The 18,447-nt window shown below is 47.0% G+C and carries 20 protein-coding genes and 1 tRNA gene; 14 read left to right on the forward strand and 7 right to left on the reverse strand.

The features are described 5' to 3' along the window. The first annotated feature begins 161 nt into the window (after positions 1–161). The 6 genes from O3C43_07580 to O3C43_07605 all read left to right on the forward strand — a co-directional run bounded on the left by O3C43_07580 (position 162) and on the right by O3C43_07605 (position 5,714). Positions 162–1,454, forward strand: coding sequence for a hypothetical protein (locus O3C43_07580; GenBank protein MDA1066348.1), 1,293 nt, complete (start codon positions 162–164; stop codon positions 1,452–1,454). A gap of 44 nt (positions 1,455–1,498) precedes the next feature. Continuing rightward, complete coding sequence (locus tag O3C43_07585; GenBank protein ID MDA1066349.1) at positions 1,499–2,005, forward strand: hypothetical protein; 507 nt, start codon at positions 1,499–1,501, stop codon at positions 2,003–2,005. 371 nt (positions 2,006–2,376) lie between these two features. Then, complete coding sequence (locus O3C43_07590) at positions 2,377–2,754, forward strand: hypothetical protein (GenBank protein ID MDA1066350.1); 378 nt, start codon at positions 2,377–2,379, stop codon at positions 2,752–2,754. Then, entirely contained in the window at positions 2,751–4,808 is a 2,058-nt protein-coding gene (locus tag O3C43_07595; GenBank protein MDA1066351.1) for an AAA family ATPase, read from the forward strand. The genes O3C43_07590 and O3C43_07595 overlap by 4 nt, the downstream gene beginning before the upstream one ends. Before the next feature lie 135 nt (positions 4,809–4,943). Further along, positions 4,944–5,459, forward strand: a complete 516-nt coding sequence (locus tag O3C43_07600; GenBank protein MDA1066352.1) for a terminase small subunit — start codon at positions 4,944–4,946, stop codon at positions 5,457–5,459. 120 nt (positions 5,460–5,579) lie between these two features. Next, a complete protein-coding gene (locus O3C43_07605) occupies positions 5,580–5,714 on the forward strand; it encodes a hypothetical protein (protein MDA1066353.1) in 135 nt (44 codons plus the stop codon). Between the two features lie 186 nt (positions 5,715–5,900). On the opposite strand, the gene O3C43_07610 is transcribed toward O3C43_07605, so the two are convergent. The 3 genes from O3C43_07610 to O3C43_07620 form a co-directional block, all read right to left on the reverse strand. Beyond that, positions 5,901–6,500 (reverse strand): penicillin-binding protein activator LpoB, encoded by a 600-nt coding sequence (locus O3C43_07610; protein MDA1066354.1) that lies wholly within the window; start codon positions 6,498–6,500, stop codon positions 5,901–5,903. A gap of 60 nt (positions 6,501–6,560) precedes the next feature. Further along, positions 6,561–6,977, reverse strand: coding sequence for a YcfL family protein (locus O3C43_07615; protein MDA1066355.1), 417 nt, complete (start codon positions 6,975–6,977; stop codon positions 6,561–6,563). A gap of 104 nt (positions 6,978–7,081) precedes the next feature. Beyond that, positions 7,082–7,669, reverse strand: a complete 588-nt coding sequence (locus O3C43_07620; protein MDA1066356.1) for a hypothetical protein — start codon at positions 7,667–7,669, stop codon at positions 7,082–7,084. A 267-nt stretch (positions 7,670–7,936) separates the two neighbouring features. On the opposite strand from O3C43_07620, the gene O3C43_07625 reads away from it, so the two are divergent. Further along, positions 7,937–8,335 carry a DUF4112 domain-containing protein gene (locus O3C43_07625; protein ID MDA1066357.1) on the forward strand — a complete coding sequence of 133 codons (399 nt, stop codon included), beginning with the start codon at positions 7,937–7,939 and terminating at the stop codon, positions 8,333–8,335. Positions 8,336–8,490: 155 nt separating this feature from the next. Then, a complete protein-coding gene (locus O3C43_07630; GenBank protein ID MDA1066358.1) occupies positions 8,491–9,228 on the forward strand; it encodes an NYN domain-containing protein in 738 nt (245 codons plus the stop codon). Positions 9,229–9,621: 393 nt separating this feature from the next. On the opposite strand, the gene O3C43_07635 is transcribed toward O3C43_07630, so the two are convergent. The 3 genes from O3C43_07635 to O3C43_07645 all read right to left on the reverse strand — a co-directional run bounded on the left by O3C43_07635 (position 9,622) and on the right by O3C43_07645 (position 10,835). Further along, complete coding sequence (locus O3C43_07635; protein MDA1066359.1) at positions 9,622–9,840, reverse strand: ATP-grasp fold amidoligase family protein; 219 nt, start codon at positions 9,838–9,840, stop codon at positions 9,622–9,624. Between the two features lie 135 nt (positions 9,841–9,975). Further along, a tRNA-Leu gene (locus tag O3C43_07640) sits at positions 9,976–10,062 on the reverse strand. Positions 10,063–10,202: 140 nt separating this feature from the next. After that, positions 10,203–10,835, reverse strand: a complete 633-nt coding sequence (locus tag O3C43_07645) for a VTT domain-containing protein (protein ID MDA1066360.1) — start codon at positions 10,833–10,835, stop codon at positions 10,203–10,205. A gap of 167 nt (positions 10,836–11,002) precedes the next feature. Here O3C43_07645 and nadD point away from each other — a divergent pair, with 167 nt between their 5' ends. Both nadD and rsfS read left to right on the forward strand, forming a co-directional pair. Beyond that, positions 11,003–11,605 (forward strand): nicotinate-nucleotide adenylyltransferase, encoded by a 603-nt coding sequence (nadD, locus tag O3C43_07650; GenBank protein MDA1066361.1) that lies wholly within the window; start codon positions 11,003–11,005, stop codon positions 11,603–11,605. 8 nt (positions 11,606–11,613) lie between these two features. Then, positions 11,614–12,000, forward strand: coding sequence for a ribosome silencing factor (rsfS, locus tag O3C43_07655; GenBank protein MDA1066362.1), 387 nt, complete (start codon positions 11,614–11,616; stop codon positions 11,998–12,000). Between the two features lie 2 nt (positions 12,001–12,002). Here the strand turns inward: rsfS and O3C43_07660 are convergent, their stop codons facing one another. Further along, a complete protein-coding gene (locus tag O3C43_07660) occupies positions 12,003–13,031 on the reverse strand; it encodes a DUF481 domain-containing protein (GenBank protein ID MDA1066363.1) in 1,029 nt (342 codons plus the stop codon). Positions 13,032–13,269: 238 nt separating this feature from the next. On the opposite strand from O3C43_07660, the gene O3C43_07665 reads away from it, so the two are divergent. The 4 genes from O3C43_07665 (at position 13,270) to O3C43_07680 (ending at position 18,443) form a co-directional block, all read left to right on the forward strand. After that, positions 13,270–13,860 (forward strand): hypothetical protein, encoded by a 591-nt coding sequence (locus O3C43_07665; protein MDA1066364.1) that lies wholly within the window; start codon positions 13,270–13,272, stop codon positions 13,858–13,860. 13 nt (positions 13,861–13,873) lie between these two features. Beyond that, positions 13,874–15,022, forward strand: a complete 1,149-nt coding sequence (locus O3C43_07670; protein ID MDA1066365.1) for a cytochrome c biogenesis protein ResB — start codon at positions 13,874–13,876, stop codon at positions 15,020–15,022. Then, positions 15,019–16,890, forward strand: a complete 1,872-nt coding sequence (gene ccsA / locus O3C43_07675; GenBank protein ID MDA1066366.1) for a cytochrome c biogenesis protein CcsA — start codon at positions 15,019–15,021, stop codon at positions 16,888–16,890. The genes O3C43_07670 and ccsA overlap by 4 nt, the downstream gene beginning before the upstream one ends. A 71-nt stretch (positions 16,891–16,961) precedes the next feature. Beyond that, on the forward strand, positions 16,962–18,443 hold the full coding sequence (locus tag O3C43_07680; GenBank protein ID MDA1066367.1) for an alkaline phosphatase D family protein: 1,482 nt from the start codon (positions 16,962–16,964) through the stop codon (positions 18,441–18,443). Positions 18,444–18,447 lie beyond the last annotated feature (4 nt).

The following is an 18,447-nucleotide window of genomic DNA, read 5'->3' on the forward strand; positions in this document are numbered from 1 at the left end:
ACCGGTAGGCCTCGATGGGTGCAGGGCTCGGATTTGAACCAAGGACCTTCAGGTTATGAGCCCGCAGGCCACCCTTTAAATAAAAGGAAATAAGTTTTTTCGTGCAACACTTCGTGCAATAGATGCTTGATTATGCCCTTAAAATGCACTCAAATGCATGAATGAGCAACGGACAGAAGAGAACGAGAACAACACCCAAGAAAACGGCGGCAATCTCGCTAACCATTCGGGAACACCACGAAATCAAGAACGGGCGCGGCTATGCGTCCTATTTGGTTCAGGGGTGGAAGGAGAACGGGAAATGGCAGCGGAAAAAATTCAAGGAGCGGAAAGACGCGGAAAGGTTTGTCGCTCTCAAACATGTCGAACTGGAGAACCAGGGGCGGGCTCAAAGAATGCTTTTGTCCCCTCTCACCGAAGAGCAGCATCTTCAAGCTATTGAGGCTTTCGATAAACTGGGAGAAACTTACAGCTTAGCCCAAGCGGTTGAGTATTTTCTGGAAAACCACCGTGCCCCGGAATTTACAATCCGTTTCTCTGATGCCGTTGTCTCCTACCTTGGAGAGCGCGAGAGGGACGGGCTTAGGGATAGATCCATGGTTCAATCCAAGAGCGTTTTACGCCAATTCACCACTTTTGCGAATGACTGCCTCGTTCATCAGGTAACCCCTCAGTTGGTTGAAAGCTTCCTTCGCGGTCTAAGGGCTAAGGATGGAGTTTCACCGGCAAAGCGGAAAACCTGGAATAACTATCGAAACAGCCTGAACCATTTTTTCGCATGGGCGGGGGAATCAGACCTCTCGACCCAAAGACCGTGGATTTTCAACAATCCGGCAAGCCAGGTTCGCATTTATTCGGCCAAGCAGGTTGACGAACAGCGGGACGAAATATCCACAACAAGCCCTGAAGACGTTCAAAACCTGTTTTCGGCTTTAATGCGGTGGCGTGGTGGCGTTCTGGTCAAGTGCTTTGCTTTGGCCTATTTTGCTGGAATTCGCCCGGATGGGGAAATGAAACGGCTAGCCGCCCGGAGCAGTGAATTGATCAACCTCAAGACAGGGGTAATCAAAATCCCGGCCAACGTTTCCAAAACCAAGGAATCGCGGCAGGTGAACATTTCACCGAACCTCAGAAAGTGGCTCGTTGCCTTTGATGCCGCCCCGGTGATTCCGACCAACTTTGACCGCTTGATGAAGCAAGCACGGGCGCACTATGGCCTTCAGCACGATGAGACCCGCCATAGCTTCATTTCTTACCATGTTGGCTTATTCAGGTCAGTTGGGGACGTTGCCTTACAGGCCGGCAATTCGGAGAGCATAGTCAAAAAGCATTACCTCAATCTCCACCCCAAGGAAGAGGCCGAACACTTCTTTTCGATTGTGCCCGACATGGAGAACGCCAAAGCGGTAAGAAACCACACAGAAGACAAACCGAAACTAAAGGCCGTTGGATGAAAAAAGAGGACCAGATGAAAAGAGCAGCGTTTTACACCAAAATAATGTCAATAGTTCATACAAAGGACGAACAAGAAGCATTGGATAACATAAGGCAATTTGTATCCAACCAGAAGGATTTAAAGCAACTCGCGTTAGAAGGTTTGGAAATGGCCTGGAATAAAGATCCCAAAATCAATTGGACTCGCTCACATGAGATTGCCCTAAATCTTTTCCCGCTAATTGAGGCAGGTAGGAATGCAGAAGATTTTAAACCATTGGAATGGCTTCGCTTGGGTCTTCTTTTAGGCCTCACCTTAGGGAATAGCCATGGAGTTACCGATGGAAGCAAAATAGCTTACAGGTACTGGTTACGCACTATTCAAGAAACAGGGAAAGAGCCAACTGCCGGACAAATGGTTAGTCATTTAAAAGACAATGGCATTCCTTACAACGGCAGCTTCCCGCAAACTTACTCTCGGTGGAAGAAAGCGTGGAAAAAAGCACCACTATCGCCGGATGAGGTGGAATCCAAGTTGAGTCGTATATCGGTAGATTTAACATTGGACTAATGTTAATCTGTTAGGCTGGCCTCAGCATAATTGCTTCCTCTTGTGTGAGTTCATGCAAATTGGTACTCTAAACAAGCAACTCGTGGGAATCCGTTCCTGCTTAGAAATAGTATTCCCTGATCCAGATAGCCGCCCTTCGTTTCGGACGTTCAACGAATGGAAGGCGCGTGGTTATCTCCCCTACCATCGTGTAGGACGAAGAATTTTCATGGATCCGGAACAAGTCCGAGCGGCACTTGATAAACAATTCCAAATACAACCGTCAAAAAACTAACCGCCCGGAGCTTTTCAGCACACGGGCGGCATAAAGTATTCTGATGGTATAGGAAACTTTAGTGGTCAGTGTTAGAAGAGCAAGGGCTTTCAGAATTATGAAAGCAACGGATTATCACTTGTGGAAAGCAATTCCAGCTTCTCCAACGAATTTATTTCACAGATACCTAACAGGGAAAACAGCACTTGAGGAAATAAAGAAAGCTCTTCCAGATTGGTTACGAGATTTCGACCGAGATAGAGCAGAAGAAGAAGGTCCAGATTATTTTACGATGGCGCGAGTCAGCTCGTATATTGACCATGAAACTAATCCTATCGTTTCCTTTATTACCCATTACGAAGGTTTCTTCACTTTAGACCAGATCAAACACAACGGAAAACTTGCAGGCTTTCGTGAGGCAATCGCTTATGCCAATAACCTGATGGAAGTATGCCGGAAAGCGCACGGCTTCAAGAGGGGAGGGGTAACGGAATGACACTGCCGTTTGATCACGTGCCACCCGAATGGGTGGAAACCCTTTCACCAGCTCTTCAAGCCGGAATAAAAAAACTTCTGCCTTGGGTTAAGCAGAAGCTATTCACCCTTGGCGATGATGGGTTCAATAACCATTTGATGGGGTGCGCTAGAGCACTTGGGCAACACTTCAACCAGGAAGAGCTGAGAGAAATATTAACGGCATGTGGAGATGCATACACTCGCCCGGTTGAAACCAGGGAAATTGAAAGAGTAATTGCCAAGGCTTATGATGATAGCCCGCCGGGTAACCTGAAGAAGTGGCCTAAATTTGACCCTGAGTTGGTTAAAGACATTTGCGAAAAGTCCGAAGTAAAAAGCGTGATTGAGCTAATGGAAAAATTTCCATCTGAAAAGGCAGACATCAAAGAAATTTTGAAAGGGTTATTCCCCCATGATCCACTCGTTTGTTTTGACGAAAGCCCTCATAAGTGCAGCACAAAGAAGCTATCGGAGCACTTAAAAAACGACCCTACGAAATTCCAGTTCATTGTACCAAACCCAATGAGTAAACCAACAGGGTTGACCCAAGAGGGAGAGGAATCGGTGCGATGTCTCGATAACACAGGACCCCGTAAATACCTTGTGATCGAATCTGACAAGATACCAATGGATGACCAGGCGGCGGTATTGAATTACTTGGCAGAGTTTGCACCTCTAGCCATGGTCATTAGATCAGGCGGGAAAAGCCTCCATGGTTGGTTTGATTGCGAAGGACAAAGCGAGGGGGATGTATACCAATTAATGCGCCGTGGGGTGATGCTTGGATCTGATAAACAAATGTTCTCTAAATGCCAGTTGGCTAGAACACCAGGAGCAATCCGTGACAATGGGAAAAGGCAAAGCGTTGTTGTCTATAGACGCTTTGATGCCCATTTCGATAAATGGCGAATTGATGAACTTCCAGAAATTGAGGACACGCAAAATGAGGAATACTCTGAAATCGAACAGGACGAAAATAGCAGAAAAGATTTCGAGCTTATCCATATTTCTGAAATTGATTTTTCCACCAAATCAAATGACCTCATAGAGGGGCTTTTACTCAAGGGAGATATCTCGGTAATTCTAGCCGCCCCGGGTGTGGGAAAGTCATTCTTTACCCTAAACTTAGCAGCATGTATTGCCATGGGACGAGATTGGCGTGATAGGGAAGTTGAACAGGGAGCTGTAATCTATGCCTGCCTAGAAGGCGTGACAGGATTTAAAAGAAGGATTCATGCATTTCGAAAGGCGGGGCTTCTAACCAACGATTGCCCTTTCTACTTACTCGAAACGCAGTTGGATCTATTGAACCCCGACCACGGGGAAAAATTGATCGAGGCTATTGAAGATTTGGTTAAGGCAATCGGTGAGCCCGTAAAGCTGATTGTGGTCGATACCCTTAGCAGAAGCATGCCAGGGGCGAACGAGAACGCGGTTGAGGATATGACAAAGATGCTCGCAACGGTTCAACGCATACAGACAAAAACAGCCGCCCATGCCGCCCTAGTCCACCATACGGGGAAGGATAAGTCCAGGGGAGCCCGTGGGCACTCCTCCCTTCTTGGAGCTATCGGAACAGAGATCACTTTGTCCCAGGATACCGCCAGCAAAATCATTACCGCTACGGTATCGAAGCAAAAGGATTTCGAGTGCGCGGGTAAATTCCCGTTCAAGCTACAGGTGGTTCAGCTCGGATTTGATGACAAAGGACGGGAAATCACTTCCTGCTTAGTTCAACATTTGAACGAATCCGAAGCACCACAGAAAAAGAAGGGACGGCCATCAGAGCACGAACCGGAAGAGCTTCTTGAATTGCTGCCCGTGGGGTCAATTGGCGATTGGCGGACGGCAGCAGAGGAAGAGCTAAATATTAAAAAAAACTCATTCTTCCGTTACAAAAACCTGTTAACCGAAGGAACGCACTTCGAATTTGAAGATGGAAAGGGGGGAATTCGAAAATGTAAGGGGCTTGGACAGCCCTTTCCCAATGATCCACTAAGTCCCAAAATAGAAGATACCCGCGACACCGCATAAATAAAGGAAAGTCTCATAAGTCCCAAAATGATCCAAAACACATTATGAATCCGCCCGTCTCATGTCTCATAAGTCTCACAACCCTTTAGGGTGAGACTTATGGGACGAAATTTTGAACCCGAAAGAAAAAAAACAATGCCACCACCAAAGAAAATTAAGTCAGGACTTAAAAAGCTCCCCTCCCCCACGGGCAGCAAAAAGCTTTCCGCGATAAAACTCAGGTGCCTTGAGTTTATCGAGCATTACCTTCAAACCTTCAACGCAACCGAAGCCGCCAGGCAGATGGGCTACAAGGGTAATTCTGCTTCATCCCAAGGCTATGAGTTTTTCCACCATCCCTTCACCAAGGCAGAGTTTTCAAAACGCTATGAACAGCTTTCACTCGAAAACAAGGATGCACATAAAGAAATCATTTCGATGATTTGGCGCGAGGCGAATTTCTTCGGAGAGGGGTCCACACATTCAGCAAGGGTAAGAGCACAATCCCTGCTTTCCAAAATATTTGGGTTGGAGACCATTCAAATAAAGGCAGACGTGGAACACAGGTCGGGTGTTATGCTTGTTCCTGTCGATAACCGCCCCATGGATGAAATTGAAAAAGATTTGATTGCCCGTCAAAGGGAGTTGAAACGCCTTTCACAGGAAGATTGAAGGATTGAGCTCACCCAGGAGTATGTAAAATGCAGCTTGATGGAATTCTCCCGGAAGTTTACCCTGTTCCAAATTAAAGACGTTGGAAATTAGCCAACCTAACCCTTACATTTTTCATCAATGAAAAAAATAATCCTCCTTCTTGCCGCTGTATTTTTCTCACAAGGAAATGCCCAAGTGGTTGTAAACGGAACTGACCTAAACGAAGAGGTCGACATATTTGAACAACCCCCACCTCTGCGGCTGCGCCGCTAAAAAGCAAATTCCTATCAATGGGCGGGGGAGACCCAGATCGCGGGGAGGTAGCGGGAGAAGGCGACGTGGATCACTCACGCCTACGCGTGCGCCTGGCTAAGAGTAGCAAGCCCAGCGCGCCGATAAACCACAAAAAAACCGATCCGATATCGAGCCGGTTGAATTGAAGGTTTAGGAGGCGACGAATCAGAACCCTACCGACGGGCGTTTGCCCTGTTTGGTGATTAGCACCTCATCTTCCCACATAGCCAGACCATCTTTCACTGTTGTGAGAGAGAGTTGGAACGTATATGTTACTTGTCGTGTGTTGCCGGAGCGGGCTCGGTCTTCGAGGAGTTTTCCAGAAAGCGTGTAGTAGGGAAGCGTCGTCGTCTGCTTCTTACCGGCAAGCATCGCGGCCATCTCACCGGCGTCTTTCGCTAAGGGATCTTCGGCGGCACCGCCAAGGCCCATAGTTGTCGTTGTGACTACTTTGCCCGACTGGTTGAGGGCGATACGAATTTTCTTCGTCAACGAATCGGTGTCGATCTGGGTCTGCGTGTTATTGACGATGCGCGAGATCGCCATGATCGAGGGCTGGGTCGGCGACCGCTCGAGGACGCCACTAGCGAGAAGCGAGGCGACCATCGTTTCAGCCGCTTGGTTCCAGTCTTGGATATTGATCTGGTCGAGGGACACCACAGTTTCTTTACCTTTGGAGTCGACGTATTTCGTCGCGCAACCGGAGACGAGGAACAGGGCTGGCGCGAGGGCCGCCGTGGCGATAAGGGAGCGGATATTTTTCATAGAGTTTAAAGCGGAAACGGAAGGAAGTGAGCGGTGAGTGGAGGGAGCAATCGGGGCCGTTTAGTTGGCCTCGGCGAGTTTCAATTTAAAGTCGACGGCCTTGGGCGAGATCGCGACCGCGGACACCATCTGTGTCTCACCACCGGCGAAGGACAACGATTGCCAAGACTGGACGACCGAGTTTGTCGCCATGCCATCTTGGTCGATCCACTCAAACTTATAGCTGACACGCCGGGTGTTATTCTTGACGTTTTCCAGTGTGACTTGGACTTTCTTTAGGTTGCCCGAGACAATCGATTCGTTGACCGAGACGATCCTGATCGGGCCGCCGAGGGAGGCATCAGTGATGATGCGTTTATCGGCGATCATGTCAGGCTTAGCCTGAGGGTTGGCGCGCTCGACGGTATTGACGTTAGTCGCGCAGCCCAAGGCAAGCAAGAGGCAGCTCATCACGGCGAGGAGAGGAATAATTTTCATAGTGACGACAGGTGTGACCGAGAAGAAGAGAAAAGGTTCTCCGTCGCCAAAAGACGACGACGAATTTGGCTTTGATCGATCCCTCGCACGGCAGAATTAGAGCGTTATGGTTTGAGCGCAAATTGATCGACAAGGATCGGAGCGATGGAGTTGGTGCTGATTACGTAGACCACATTGATGCTACCAGGCACGAGCTTGACCGTCTGCGTCTGGGTGCCAGCGGCAAGCGTGAGCGACCGATCGGCGGGGGTGTCGAGACGCATGTAGTGGAACTCCTTTGGCAAGCTGCGCCATGTGCGCGTATCGGCGATGTTGATAGCCGCTTGGCCAGCGGCGGTGATCGCTTTGGCTGCAAGCTGGCCCCACACGCCGAACTGTTCCTTGGCCTCCTTCTGGATCGCGACGTCGACCGTTGCCTTTAGGGCTGTGGAGATGAGGGTCTTAGTTAGAATTGACGGCCACTCGTTTTTAAAATCGAGGGAAATGACGCTATCCATGCTGCTTAGTATTGAGCTGGTGATGTTCCGCCCATCAGCAATAACTGTAAGTGAGGGCGTGAAATCCGACTGGTATTTGATCTTAGGGAACGCCGCGCCGACATAGGAGACTTTGTCTGTGACGGCGTAGGTAGGGAAGAGCCAAAGGGGACACACCTTGGATCTCGACAAAATCAGATTGTCCGGGAGTTTCAATATTCCAGAACTGAAGGATCTGACCTTGGCCGACAGGGTCAGCGGTCAATTATCAATTTATTTGGCTCACAATCTAATTACGACTGCGGGAAGAAATCAGGAATTCGATGGATTTGTTGACCATTGATCTGGTTGGTATTCTCGGCGTCTGGAATCTGGATTTCCACACACGTTGGCTGGCGGTGAAAAAGAAACACGAAATTAATTTACCAGCAAAGAACCATAGAGGGGGTGACTAAACCGGAAAAACCTGCTCTGCTTTAGCCGATGATCCAGGAAGACGACCCTTGCCCTATTCTTCAACCCTACGAGGATGAATACTCGGCGCGACTTGCCAGAATAAATAAGCTGGCCGATTTCCTTGATTCAAAATTTGTCATTCCCGGAACCAGCATACGGTTTGGATGGGACGGGATCATCGGCTTGATTCCCGTTGTCGGAGATACCCTGACTCTGTTACCCCAACTTTATTTGCTCTATGAAGCCTATAGAACCAAGGTCGGTGCCTGGACTATTCTCAAGATGCTGGCCAACGTCGGAATCGACTGGCTGATCGGCGCGATCCCAGTGGTGGGGGACATATTTGACGTCGCTTTCAGAAGCAACCTGTACAATGTACGCCTCGTCGCCCAACGCATCCGCGAAAAACAGGCGTTGGATATATGACTAGCGGGTCGAAGCTCTTCTCACAGAAGATCCAGTCTGTTGCCTGTTTAGGTTTACCAGGCGAGGCAATCTCCGTTTGAAATTTGAGCGGCTTGAAAGAGAACCTTGGCTTTCATCCGCTTTCGCCTAGGATGGGATAGAACGTTAAGAAATTTATGGAGCAAACACCCAATGAAAGTATCGCGTTGCTCATCGACGCAGACAACGCACCCGCCGGGAAAATCGAGTTCATACTCAGCGAGCTGGCCAGCCATGGTAAGGTGAACATCCGCCGTGCCTATGGCAATTGGAAGAAACAGGGGTTGTCGGGCTGGGAAAAAGTGCTTCATGACCACGCGATTCAACCGAGTCAGCATTTCGACCTTATCAAGGGTAAGAATGCCAGTGACATGGGCCTGGTGATCGAAGCCATGGATATTCTCTATACCAAAGCGGTGGATACGTTTTGCCTGGTTTCTTCGGACTGCGACTTCACGCCCCTGGTGTTACGATTGCGGACCGACGGAAAACAAGTGATCGGTTTTGGCGGGCAGAAAACACCCGAACCCTTTATCAATGGCTGCACGAAATTTCTCTATCTGGAGGAGGTCGAAAAGAGCCCGAGCACTCAGAATAAAAAGAAGGCCTCCGCCAAACCGTTTAAAGCCAACACCAAGCTGATGCACACCCTGCGCAATGCGGTACAGGCCACGGGAGATGAAGATGGCTGGGCTCCACTGGGTCCGGTTGGGGCGCATATCTCAAACCAGGGACCTTTCGACCACCGCACTTATGGCTTTTCCAAGCTCAGCGATTTATTCGCAGCCATCGATCAGTTTGAAGTGGAGAAACTCCAGAACGGAAACCGACTCACCGTCCGCGTCCGTTACAAGGAGTCCGCCAAAGCGGATTAACCCCTGGACAGCTGATCCTGAAGGGCGGCAAAAAGGTGGGAGGCGAAAAGGTGCCGGACCTGGCGGTTTTATATTTTTCGATTCAGGATTTACCAAGGCACAATATGGATCCTTGTGCATGCTTGATCTGGTGAAAATCATTCCTGGGTAACCGATGGGGTCACTATGGGAAACCGATGGGTCACTAGTCAATTGTCAAGTTCTCCGCCGGGCACTTCAGCCTGCATTGCTGGTATGGACCGGACGGATCGGTAACCCTTTTGCCTTTGCAAAACGTTTGAGTTCTTCTCGTTGGATTGTTTATCCGATCCTAATCGGACAACGATTTCAAAAAAAGAGGTCAGCGTATTTGAAGTAAATTCATCCTGATTACGCAGGTAAGCGTGGCGAAGGTCACTTTTTATTTAATGGTAATACCAAACGATCGCCAAAAAATGTGTTCCATTCGAATGGAGTAAAATTTAAACTTCCGTTGTCCGGGTAAAAGGTTAATTCGCCAAAAATTATTTTACCGTCAATATTGTAGACATCGACACGGACAAATGGAAATCCAACGCTCAATTTGCAGGCAATTTCCTTCATTTTTTCAAAGTTATCTAAAAAGGTTGAGATCCTCCAAGCTATCTATGGAAAGGTGGAAGGGTGAGGTTTTGTAGAACAGCTTGTAGAACAATCTGTAGAACTTCTAAAAACCGAATCCTAAAAACTCCATAAGTCCTTGTTGAAAATTGACTTATGTTTTAGCAATGGTGCCCAGGGCGGGACTTGAACCCGCACGCCCTCACAGGCAATGGATTTTAAGTCCACAGCGTCTACCGATTTCGCCACCTGGGCCCATTAGAAGAAAGGGAAGTTAGTAAGCAGCTTACTCAGTGCAAGCCTTGATTCTTCTATGCAAACTTTCCTTGATTGTGAATCCGGTGGCTTCCTATAAATTCTTTTAAACTGTGAAACCTACGTAGATTGAGTAGCAGTTATTTTAGGAATTTGATGAGGACAAAACCTCCTATTAACAGAACTACGAATACGATAGCCAGAAAATCGAAGTATTTTTCGATAATTATTTTTACCTTGGGTCCGAAATAATAAAGTAATCCGGCGACCACAAAAAAGCGGAAAGATCTGCCTATGACAGAGGACAAAAGAAAGCTGCCGAAAGAAAATTCGAAAGAACCGGAAGCAATGGTGAATACTTTGTAGGGAATCGGAGTAATAGCGGCCGCCAGGTTGCCCCAGAATCCGTATTCGTCATACCATTCCTTGACCTTGGCCATAACTGCTTCGCCGTGGTAGGCGTGTACCAGCGGTTCGCCAATTAATTCATAACCCCAGTAACCGATGCCGTATCCTATTACTCCGCCTACGATGGATCCAGCTGTGCATATGAGGGCGAATCGAAATGCTTTGGTCGGAGCTCCAACACAGAGCGCGAGAAGAAGAACGTCGGGGGGGATGGGGAAAAAAGATGATTCGGCCAACGCGATAAAAAATAATGCCCATTTGCCACCAGGCCGGTCAGCCCAACTTATGGTCCATTGATATAGACGACGGATGACGTGGGGTCGTTTTTCAGTAACTGTCTCTGCTGCCGGTGTATCCGAATTCATGAAGGGCGAAGTGCAATTGAATTGATTTAATAGGTCAAGTCTTCGGTGGACAGCTGAGGTGGCATGACCTTTATCTTTACAGGTTGCATTTCGAAAACAGTTTTGAATTTCCTTTTCTTTGTGAGGAAAGTCGTAATTCGTTTCATATTCAGTATAATGACATCTTAATGAAATCACCGAAAAAATCTGTAGCCATTCTTGGCGGAGCCTTTGACCCCGTGCACTTGGGGCATTTGTCCTTAGCTGAAGATGTCTACCGGATGTTTGCCATGGATGAGGTCTGGTTTGTTCCGACTGCACAATCTCCATTGAAGGGCCATCCGGCGGTCCTGGATGCCAAGGGACGATTAATGCTACTGGAAGCGGCCTTGGAATCTTATCCATTTATCAAAATCGATCGAAGCGAAATTGAGAGGGGTGGGGTAAGTTACACGATTGATTCAGTGCGTCATTTTAAGGCTAAATTCCCCGATATTGATTTCCATTGGATCATCGGAGGAGATCAGGGTGCTCAGTTGGCCAAATGGAAAGACATCCAAGAACTTGGCCAGCTTGTGCAATTTATTGTTGTGTCTCGACCAGGATACGAGATTGACACGAATAAGATTTCTGCCATCTCAGGGTTGCAATTTTCAGAGGTGAGGTCTCGTTTACTCGATGTCGCCTCCACTGAGATTCGTGAGCGAATTGCCGCAGGAAGGCCGGTTAGTGATCTATTGCCTTCAAACGTGAACGCTATTATCGTGGAGAATAACTTATATAAAGAGTAACCATTTTTATGGATTTAGAGAAACTTCCTCAATCGTTGGATAAAGTTTTAAAATCAGTCGTCCGTGCTTTGGACGACCGGAAGGCCAAGGACTTGAAAGTGCTTTATGTGGGCGAAATATCCTCAATAACAGACTTCTTTATTTTAGCATCCGGAAATTCGGAAACTCATCTGAGGGCTTTATTGAGTACTGTATCCCGCGAATTTAAGGATTTGAAGGTCAGGACGATTGGAAGCGAATCTGGCCCAGGAAGCGGATGGGCGGTGGTTGATGCCTTTGATGTAATGGTTCACCTGTTCGTAGATGAGCAAAGAGAATTCTACAAACTCGATGAGCTTTGGAAAGATGCCAAAACCATAGACCTGGAAACGCTTTTGGCTACTGAGGCACGATAAAATCAGAAGGTATACAGCAATGAGCTACTAAAGAGCGTTTCCTCTTGAGGTACGTTTTGAGGTATAAGATTTTCAAAACTGTATTCATAACCCAACCGAAAGCTTAAGCCTTTGGTTATTTTTCCATCCAAATTCAGGTCTAGGCTATAACCCCAGTCCTCGGAGTTTTCCGGGTTCAAATAGGTTTCTGCTTCCTGAATGAGATGGTAGGCTTCGCTGAGTGCCAATATAGAATCCTCAAATACACTGGTTACGAGGTTGGTTCCACCGATCGCTTTATTACCTGAGCTGAGATCTTCCCAACGGAATCTGACTTCTCCCCCCATCGAATATTGAAAAGCTGGCGATACTTTATTTTTCCAGCCGATCCCTGCTCCTTGCTCGAGTTGGTGATTTATTTCCCGAATAGGGTCTCTTTTGTATAGGGTGGATGCCTGGATAAACATATTGCGCTGTTGCTGACGCCTGAATCGAAAATCACCTGAATAGCGGTCTTCGCTAACATCCTTATCTGATTCACTATAACGATAGTCCGTATCGAAACGGTATTCGTTCTTCCCTTCCTCCCACTTACTATTGTAAAAGAACCTCAGGTCTGTTTGGTCACGTCTACTGGACTTATCTGTAAATGATAACCCAAGCTCCGCGTTCATTTTCTTTAAGCTTTGGATTAGTTTCATTGGGGTATATCCGATGTATTCAGGGATTATGGTTGCCATTGAATAACCTTCGCCAGTCCCATCCACTTCTTCTCCAGTAGGGTTTTCGCCTGGAGAGATTTGCGCAAAAGTTCGTTTATTCCTCGGGTTTGACCGAGGAGGTACAGTTTCTTCCAGGGGTAGTTCTGCCAGGGCGGATTTCGCAATCTCCAGGTCTCCGAGAATCGGGTGCCTGATCGTCAAGTGGTCATCTGACTCCATGATTAGTTCGCCCAGTAATCGGTCACCGTTTTTCAAAAACAGTTCGATTCCGAAAGCGGCATTTGCGTAGACAAGTATCAGTAAAAAGAAGCAGGGGAATCTCAGGTTCATGTTGGAGAATAGGTTGTGCACAATGGTTCCGCTTTTGCCTAGGAAAAAAATAATCTTTAAAAGATTTCTGATGAGTAAAGCATCGAGGGAGCTCTTTCCCTTCCAGTTTAGCGCTGTGTCTAACTATTCTGGACGAAAATTGCATTTCCTTCGTTGACTTCACAATGGGTCGTAACGTTATTAGCATGCTAATTTGATAACCTTAACCCCTGTGCCGGGTCCCCATAGCATTTTCAAAATGAATCTTTCAAATTTCCTTTCTTCTGTCTCCGTCGCTTTGGCATCACTTTTATTGTGGTCTTGCTCGGATGAGCCATCCGTTCAAAAATACCAGGTACTCAAGACACCAGTAGCCGTCGAGCTTCCTTCTGCTTCCAATCCAGGAACGGTCCCAAACACAGGGTTACCTTTAACCTGGGTTGTTCCCGCTGGCTGGGAAGAGGGAACAACGTCCTCTATGCGCTTGGCCAGTTTCAATGTTCCACTCTCTGATGGAGGAGTTGGGGACTTTTCACTCGTGCAACTTGGTGGGGGCGCCGGAGGGATCATGGCTAATATCAATCGCTGGCGGGGACAAATCGGTCTTGGTGACGCCGCTCCTGAAGAAATAGGTAAGAACGCGCACATGCACACAACAGGACAGGGGATGGAGTATTTACACATCACACTGATCAACGACGACAACTCCGGTAGCGCTATCATTGCAGGAATCTTTGAGCGGCCCGGATTTACTTTATTTGCCAAACTTTCCGCAACAAAAGCAGGAGTGTTGGAGGCTCAGAACTCATTTGAAGCGTTCTGCAATTCAATCGTTTTCAATGACGTTTAGTTCGAGCAAGACGATGAGCGAATCTAAGCCCAAATCTCCGATTCTGAAGGTCCTCCACTTTCTTTCCAAGCCGGATGTATTTTTCTTCACCGCAATTTGGTTAATCATACTGTTGGTTTACGGGACAATTGACCAGAAATACAACGGCCTTTTCATGGCGCAGCAGAAATACTTTTCCTCCTGGTTTGTGTGGGGTATTTTTCCGGGAGGTCGATTGGCGATGTCGATCGTTTTTGTAAATCTCGCTTGTAAACTCATCTTCAACAGTCCGATTCGGTTTAACCGCATAGGTACTCTTGTTACTCACAGCGGCATGTTGCTCCTGTTGCTGGGTGGGTTTTTTACGGCCTATTTCTCCAACGAAGGTAGTATGCCGATTCCTGAAGGGAAGACTGGTAATTACTACCAGGATTATCATCAGCTGGAATTTGCTGTAATTGATAAATCACACGCTGACTACGATGCCGTCACGGTATTCAATCATGAGTATATTAAGGAAGGTGCAGTTATCTCAGATCCCGATCTTCCGTTCACCATTTCTGTGGAAACCTTTCATCGAAACATCGACATCATTCGTCGTGAACCAGAAGTGACCAATGGCGTGTTTGGGTTTGCCCAACGATTTCAGTTTGTTCCTAAAAAATTGGAAAACGAGTTTGCTCAAAATATGGCGGGCATGGTTCTCAAGATTGAAGGTTTGGGTGAGGGGAGCGACGGCACTTATATGGTTTTTCAATTTATGGAAATTCCACAGACGGTTCGAGTTGATGGAAAAGAGTATGTGATCGAATTGAGAAATAAACGCTACCAACTTCCATTTTCCATCGAACTTTTGGATTTTAAAAAAAAGGTTCATCCCGGAACCCAAATGGCATCCCATTACAGCTCGTTGGTAAATGTGATTACCGATGGCTTCAAACGTGAGGTGCTTATCTCGATGAATGAGCCATTGAGAACTCTAAACTACACATTCTACCAGGCATCCTTTATCGAAGGTGTTGCCGATGAGACGACGGTGCTGGCGGTCGTGCAAAATGCAGGAAGAAATTTCCCTTATATTTCCAGTTGTATAATGGCTGCCGGATTATTCCTGCATTTGCTTATTCAAGTGCCGAAATTAATAGTGAGATCAAAACGGAAAGTGGAGGTCACCCCAGCATGAAGCAGTTTATTGGAAGTCTCATTTTTCTAGTATCGAGCATTTTCATAAGCGCTGAGATTTACGAGTCTCCTGTTCGCGCCGGTGCCTTTGAATCACTGGTGGTCCAAGATCAAGGCCGGCTAAAACCATTTGATACCTTTGCAAGGTCTCAATTGTTGCTTTTCCGCGGAAGTTCATCGATCAATCGGCAAAGCGCCACAGATTGGTTGCTGGAGCTCTTGATTGTTCCTGAAAAGGCCTTTGAGCGGAAGGTTTTCAAAGTAGTTGAAAAGGAAGCGATTCTGGCTCTGGGAATCGGATTGGATCCGGACTACCTGTATTCCTTTAACGAGTTGAGAAACGGCATTGGTGAGCGGTTGGATTCCTTGAAACTTCTTATTGAAAAGAAGCCCGAGGAGCGTTTACGGGCAGAGACACAATTGTTGACCTTGTACAGCAAGGTTTCTAAATACCATGCTCTCAGTCGCACTCTGACTGGCTTGCTTGCAGATATCAGAATTGAAAATGAGGAGTTGGCCAAAGCCATTGGATTGGAGGCACGAAAAGCTTACACCTATCGGGAGTTTATGCAGTCGCGTGTATTATTGGCTAAGGAGCTCCAAAGTTTGCAGGGGCGTACTGAAGGCGATGCGATTTCAGAAAAAGAAAGCGCGATGGTTGATTTGGTGCAACAACTTCAAGTTAAGATGGTTGACCAGGGCTCAGACTTAATCCGCATGATCAAGCCATTGCAAAACCAGAAGGAGGGCGATTGGTTTTCTCCCTGGGGAATTATGGATGGGCGAAATTTTTCTGAATGGGAGATTGCCCGGATAAAAGAACTTGAAGCTATTGTCGGTGCATTTTCAGTCGATGCCTTTGCAGATGTATCTGCACAAGTAGCGCTTGCCAATAGTTCGCTCAATGTGCCGGTGCATTATAAAGCGGAACTGTTTTACAATAAATCACGCCTGTTCCTATTTAGCACGGTTCTTTATTCTTTTGCGTTTCTGATTCTGCTTTTGGGCTACATGCTCAACAGTACGCTCGTGCAACGAATAGCCTTTGCCAGTCTTGTTTTAGGCTTGTTTCTGCAAATTTCCGCAATTCTTTTGCGCGTTTATATTCTGGAAAGACCCCCGGTATCTACGCTTTACGAATCTATTATTTTTGTATCAGCGATATTGGTACTCTTTGCCTGCGTCATCGAATTTATCAGGAAGGACACGATTGGGTTGATCGTTGGTTCTATTGCTGGAATTGTCTTAAACTATATTGCATCGCGATACGCATTGGATGGAGATACCGCGGTAATGTTGGTTGCTGTATTAGACTCGCGGTTCTGGCTTCTTACGCACGTTCAAACCATAACCATTGGTTATGCTATCTCTTTACTGGCAGGACTTGTCGCGCATGTTTATCTGGTAATACGTATTAAAGATCCGACTGATCAGAAGCTGCATACAGACATTTTTAAAGTTTCTTATGGGGTTGGTTTAGTTGCGGTCTTCTTCACTACCTTTGGGACCATTTTAGGTGGAATTTGGGGTGACCAATCCTGGGGGCGTTTCTGGGGCTGGGATCCTAAGGAAAATGGTGCCTTGCTTATTGTGATGTGGTTGTTAGTTCTGGTCCATGGTCGATTATCAGGTCATTTGAAAGAGCTTAGCTTTTCAGTTGCTATGGCTTTGACCCCCATCACGGTCGCCGTGGCCTGGTTTGGTGTGAACCTTTTGCAGGTTGGATTACACAGTTACGGATTTGATGATGGAACCGCCAAGAAGCTTCTCTGGTTCTGTATTGCTGAGGTTGTTTTCGCTTTCGGAGCAGGTATGATCATTCATTTTAGAAACAAAACTCCGATAACTTCCCCAAAGGCTTCCAGTTAGGAATTCCAGTTCTTCTATCCTGGAGTTTCACATTTTCTTGCCAAAATTCTAGTGGAGGGAAGTGTCAGAGCATGAGATTCCACTCGTTCTCCATTTTAGCTTTGATCATTTGTTGCACGGTTCCGATCTTTCAAGGATGTGTTCCTAGGATCGATCCGAAGGCTGGTCAGGGAATCCTTGTAGGGGAAGTGACGGATAGTAGTGCCCTGGTTCAAGTGCGTCTGACTGTTGGTGAAAACTTGCTTGATGGAGATCTTGAAGGAACCGCAGGAGTTGTTGAATTTATTCTTTTAAATGCGACCGATGGTTCTGAAATAAATCGAGCGACCGCTAAAGCGTCTGCCTACCGGGATTTTATTGCCCGTGTTTTTTTTGAAAAACTTTCACCAGGGACTCAATATGAAATTCATACGCGACTCGGAGTGGACGAAGATCATCTGATTACTGGCCCTGTGGCGTCTTTCAAAACACTACCTGGTAAGGAGAGATCAGAAGCTGTCCGGTTCGTGGTCGTGACAGGTATGAATTATGCGAAATTTCACGGAGACAATCGTATCGATCGGGACATCCATTTATTACTTAACGCAACGGAGTTGGCTGCACCTTACGAGGGTGCTGATAAACATCTGGGATATCCTGCCCTGGAAACCATTTTGAAAATGAAACCAGATTTTTTTGTAGGGACGGGCGACAATGTTTACTATGATACTCCCAAAGAACCTCGTGCTGAAACGCTCACAGAAATGAGGCAGAAGTGGCACGAACAATTTGTTCAGCCTCGGTACCATAGTCTGTTTGCCAAAGTCCCAACTTATTGGGAAGTGGACGACCACGATTACCGAATAGATGATGGTGACAACTCCGGTGACTATAGGCCATCGCCTGCCGAAGCGCGGCGCATATTTCTCGAGCAACTTCCCATTGCTCCCATGGAAGCCACAGACATTAAAACGTATCGTACGCACCGGGTGAGTAAAGAGCTGCAAATCTGGTTTGTTGAAAACCGCATGTATCGAAGCCCAAATGCGATGGAAGATGGGCCAGGGAAAACGATTTGGGGCGCGGAGCAAAAGGCATGGCTCAAGAAAACGCTTTTGGAAAGTGATGCTACTTTCAAACTCATGGTATCACCTACACCCATGATCGGTCCGGATTCTTTGCACAAGACGGACAATCATGCAGATATCGGAGGATTTCAGCACGAGCGGGATGAGTTTTTTGAATGGCTGGGAAATTCAGGTGTCGGTTCCAGCAATTTTTATATCATCTGTGGAGACAGGCATTGGCAGTATCATTCCATTTCTCCGGAAGGAATACAGGAGTTTGCCAGCGGTGCTTTGACCGATACCAATTCGCGTTTGGGTGTGAATCCGGGCGATGAAAATTCCACTGACCCGAAAGGTCTGATCAATCAGGTTTATACACAGAATCCAAATTCTGGAGGATTTCTTTTGGTTAAGGTTTCACCAGGATCTGGAAACAAAAGGGCAACGCTTACTTTTGATTTTCACGATGAGAAGGGCGTGAAACTCTACTCTCAATCTAAACAATAAGTCG

The organism is Verrucomicrobiota bacterium, assembly GCA_027622555.1.
Lineage (GTDB): Bacteria > Verrucomicrobiota > Verrucomicrobiia > Opitutales > UBA2995 > UBA2995.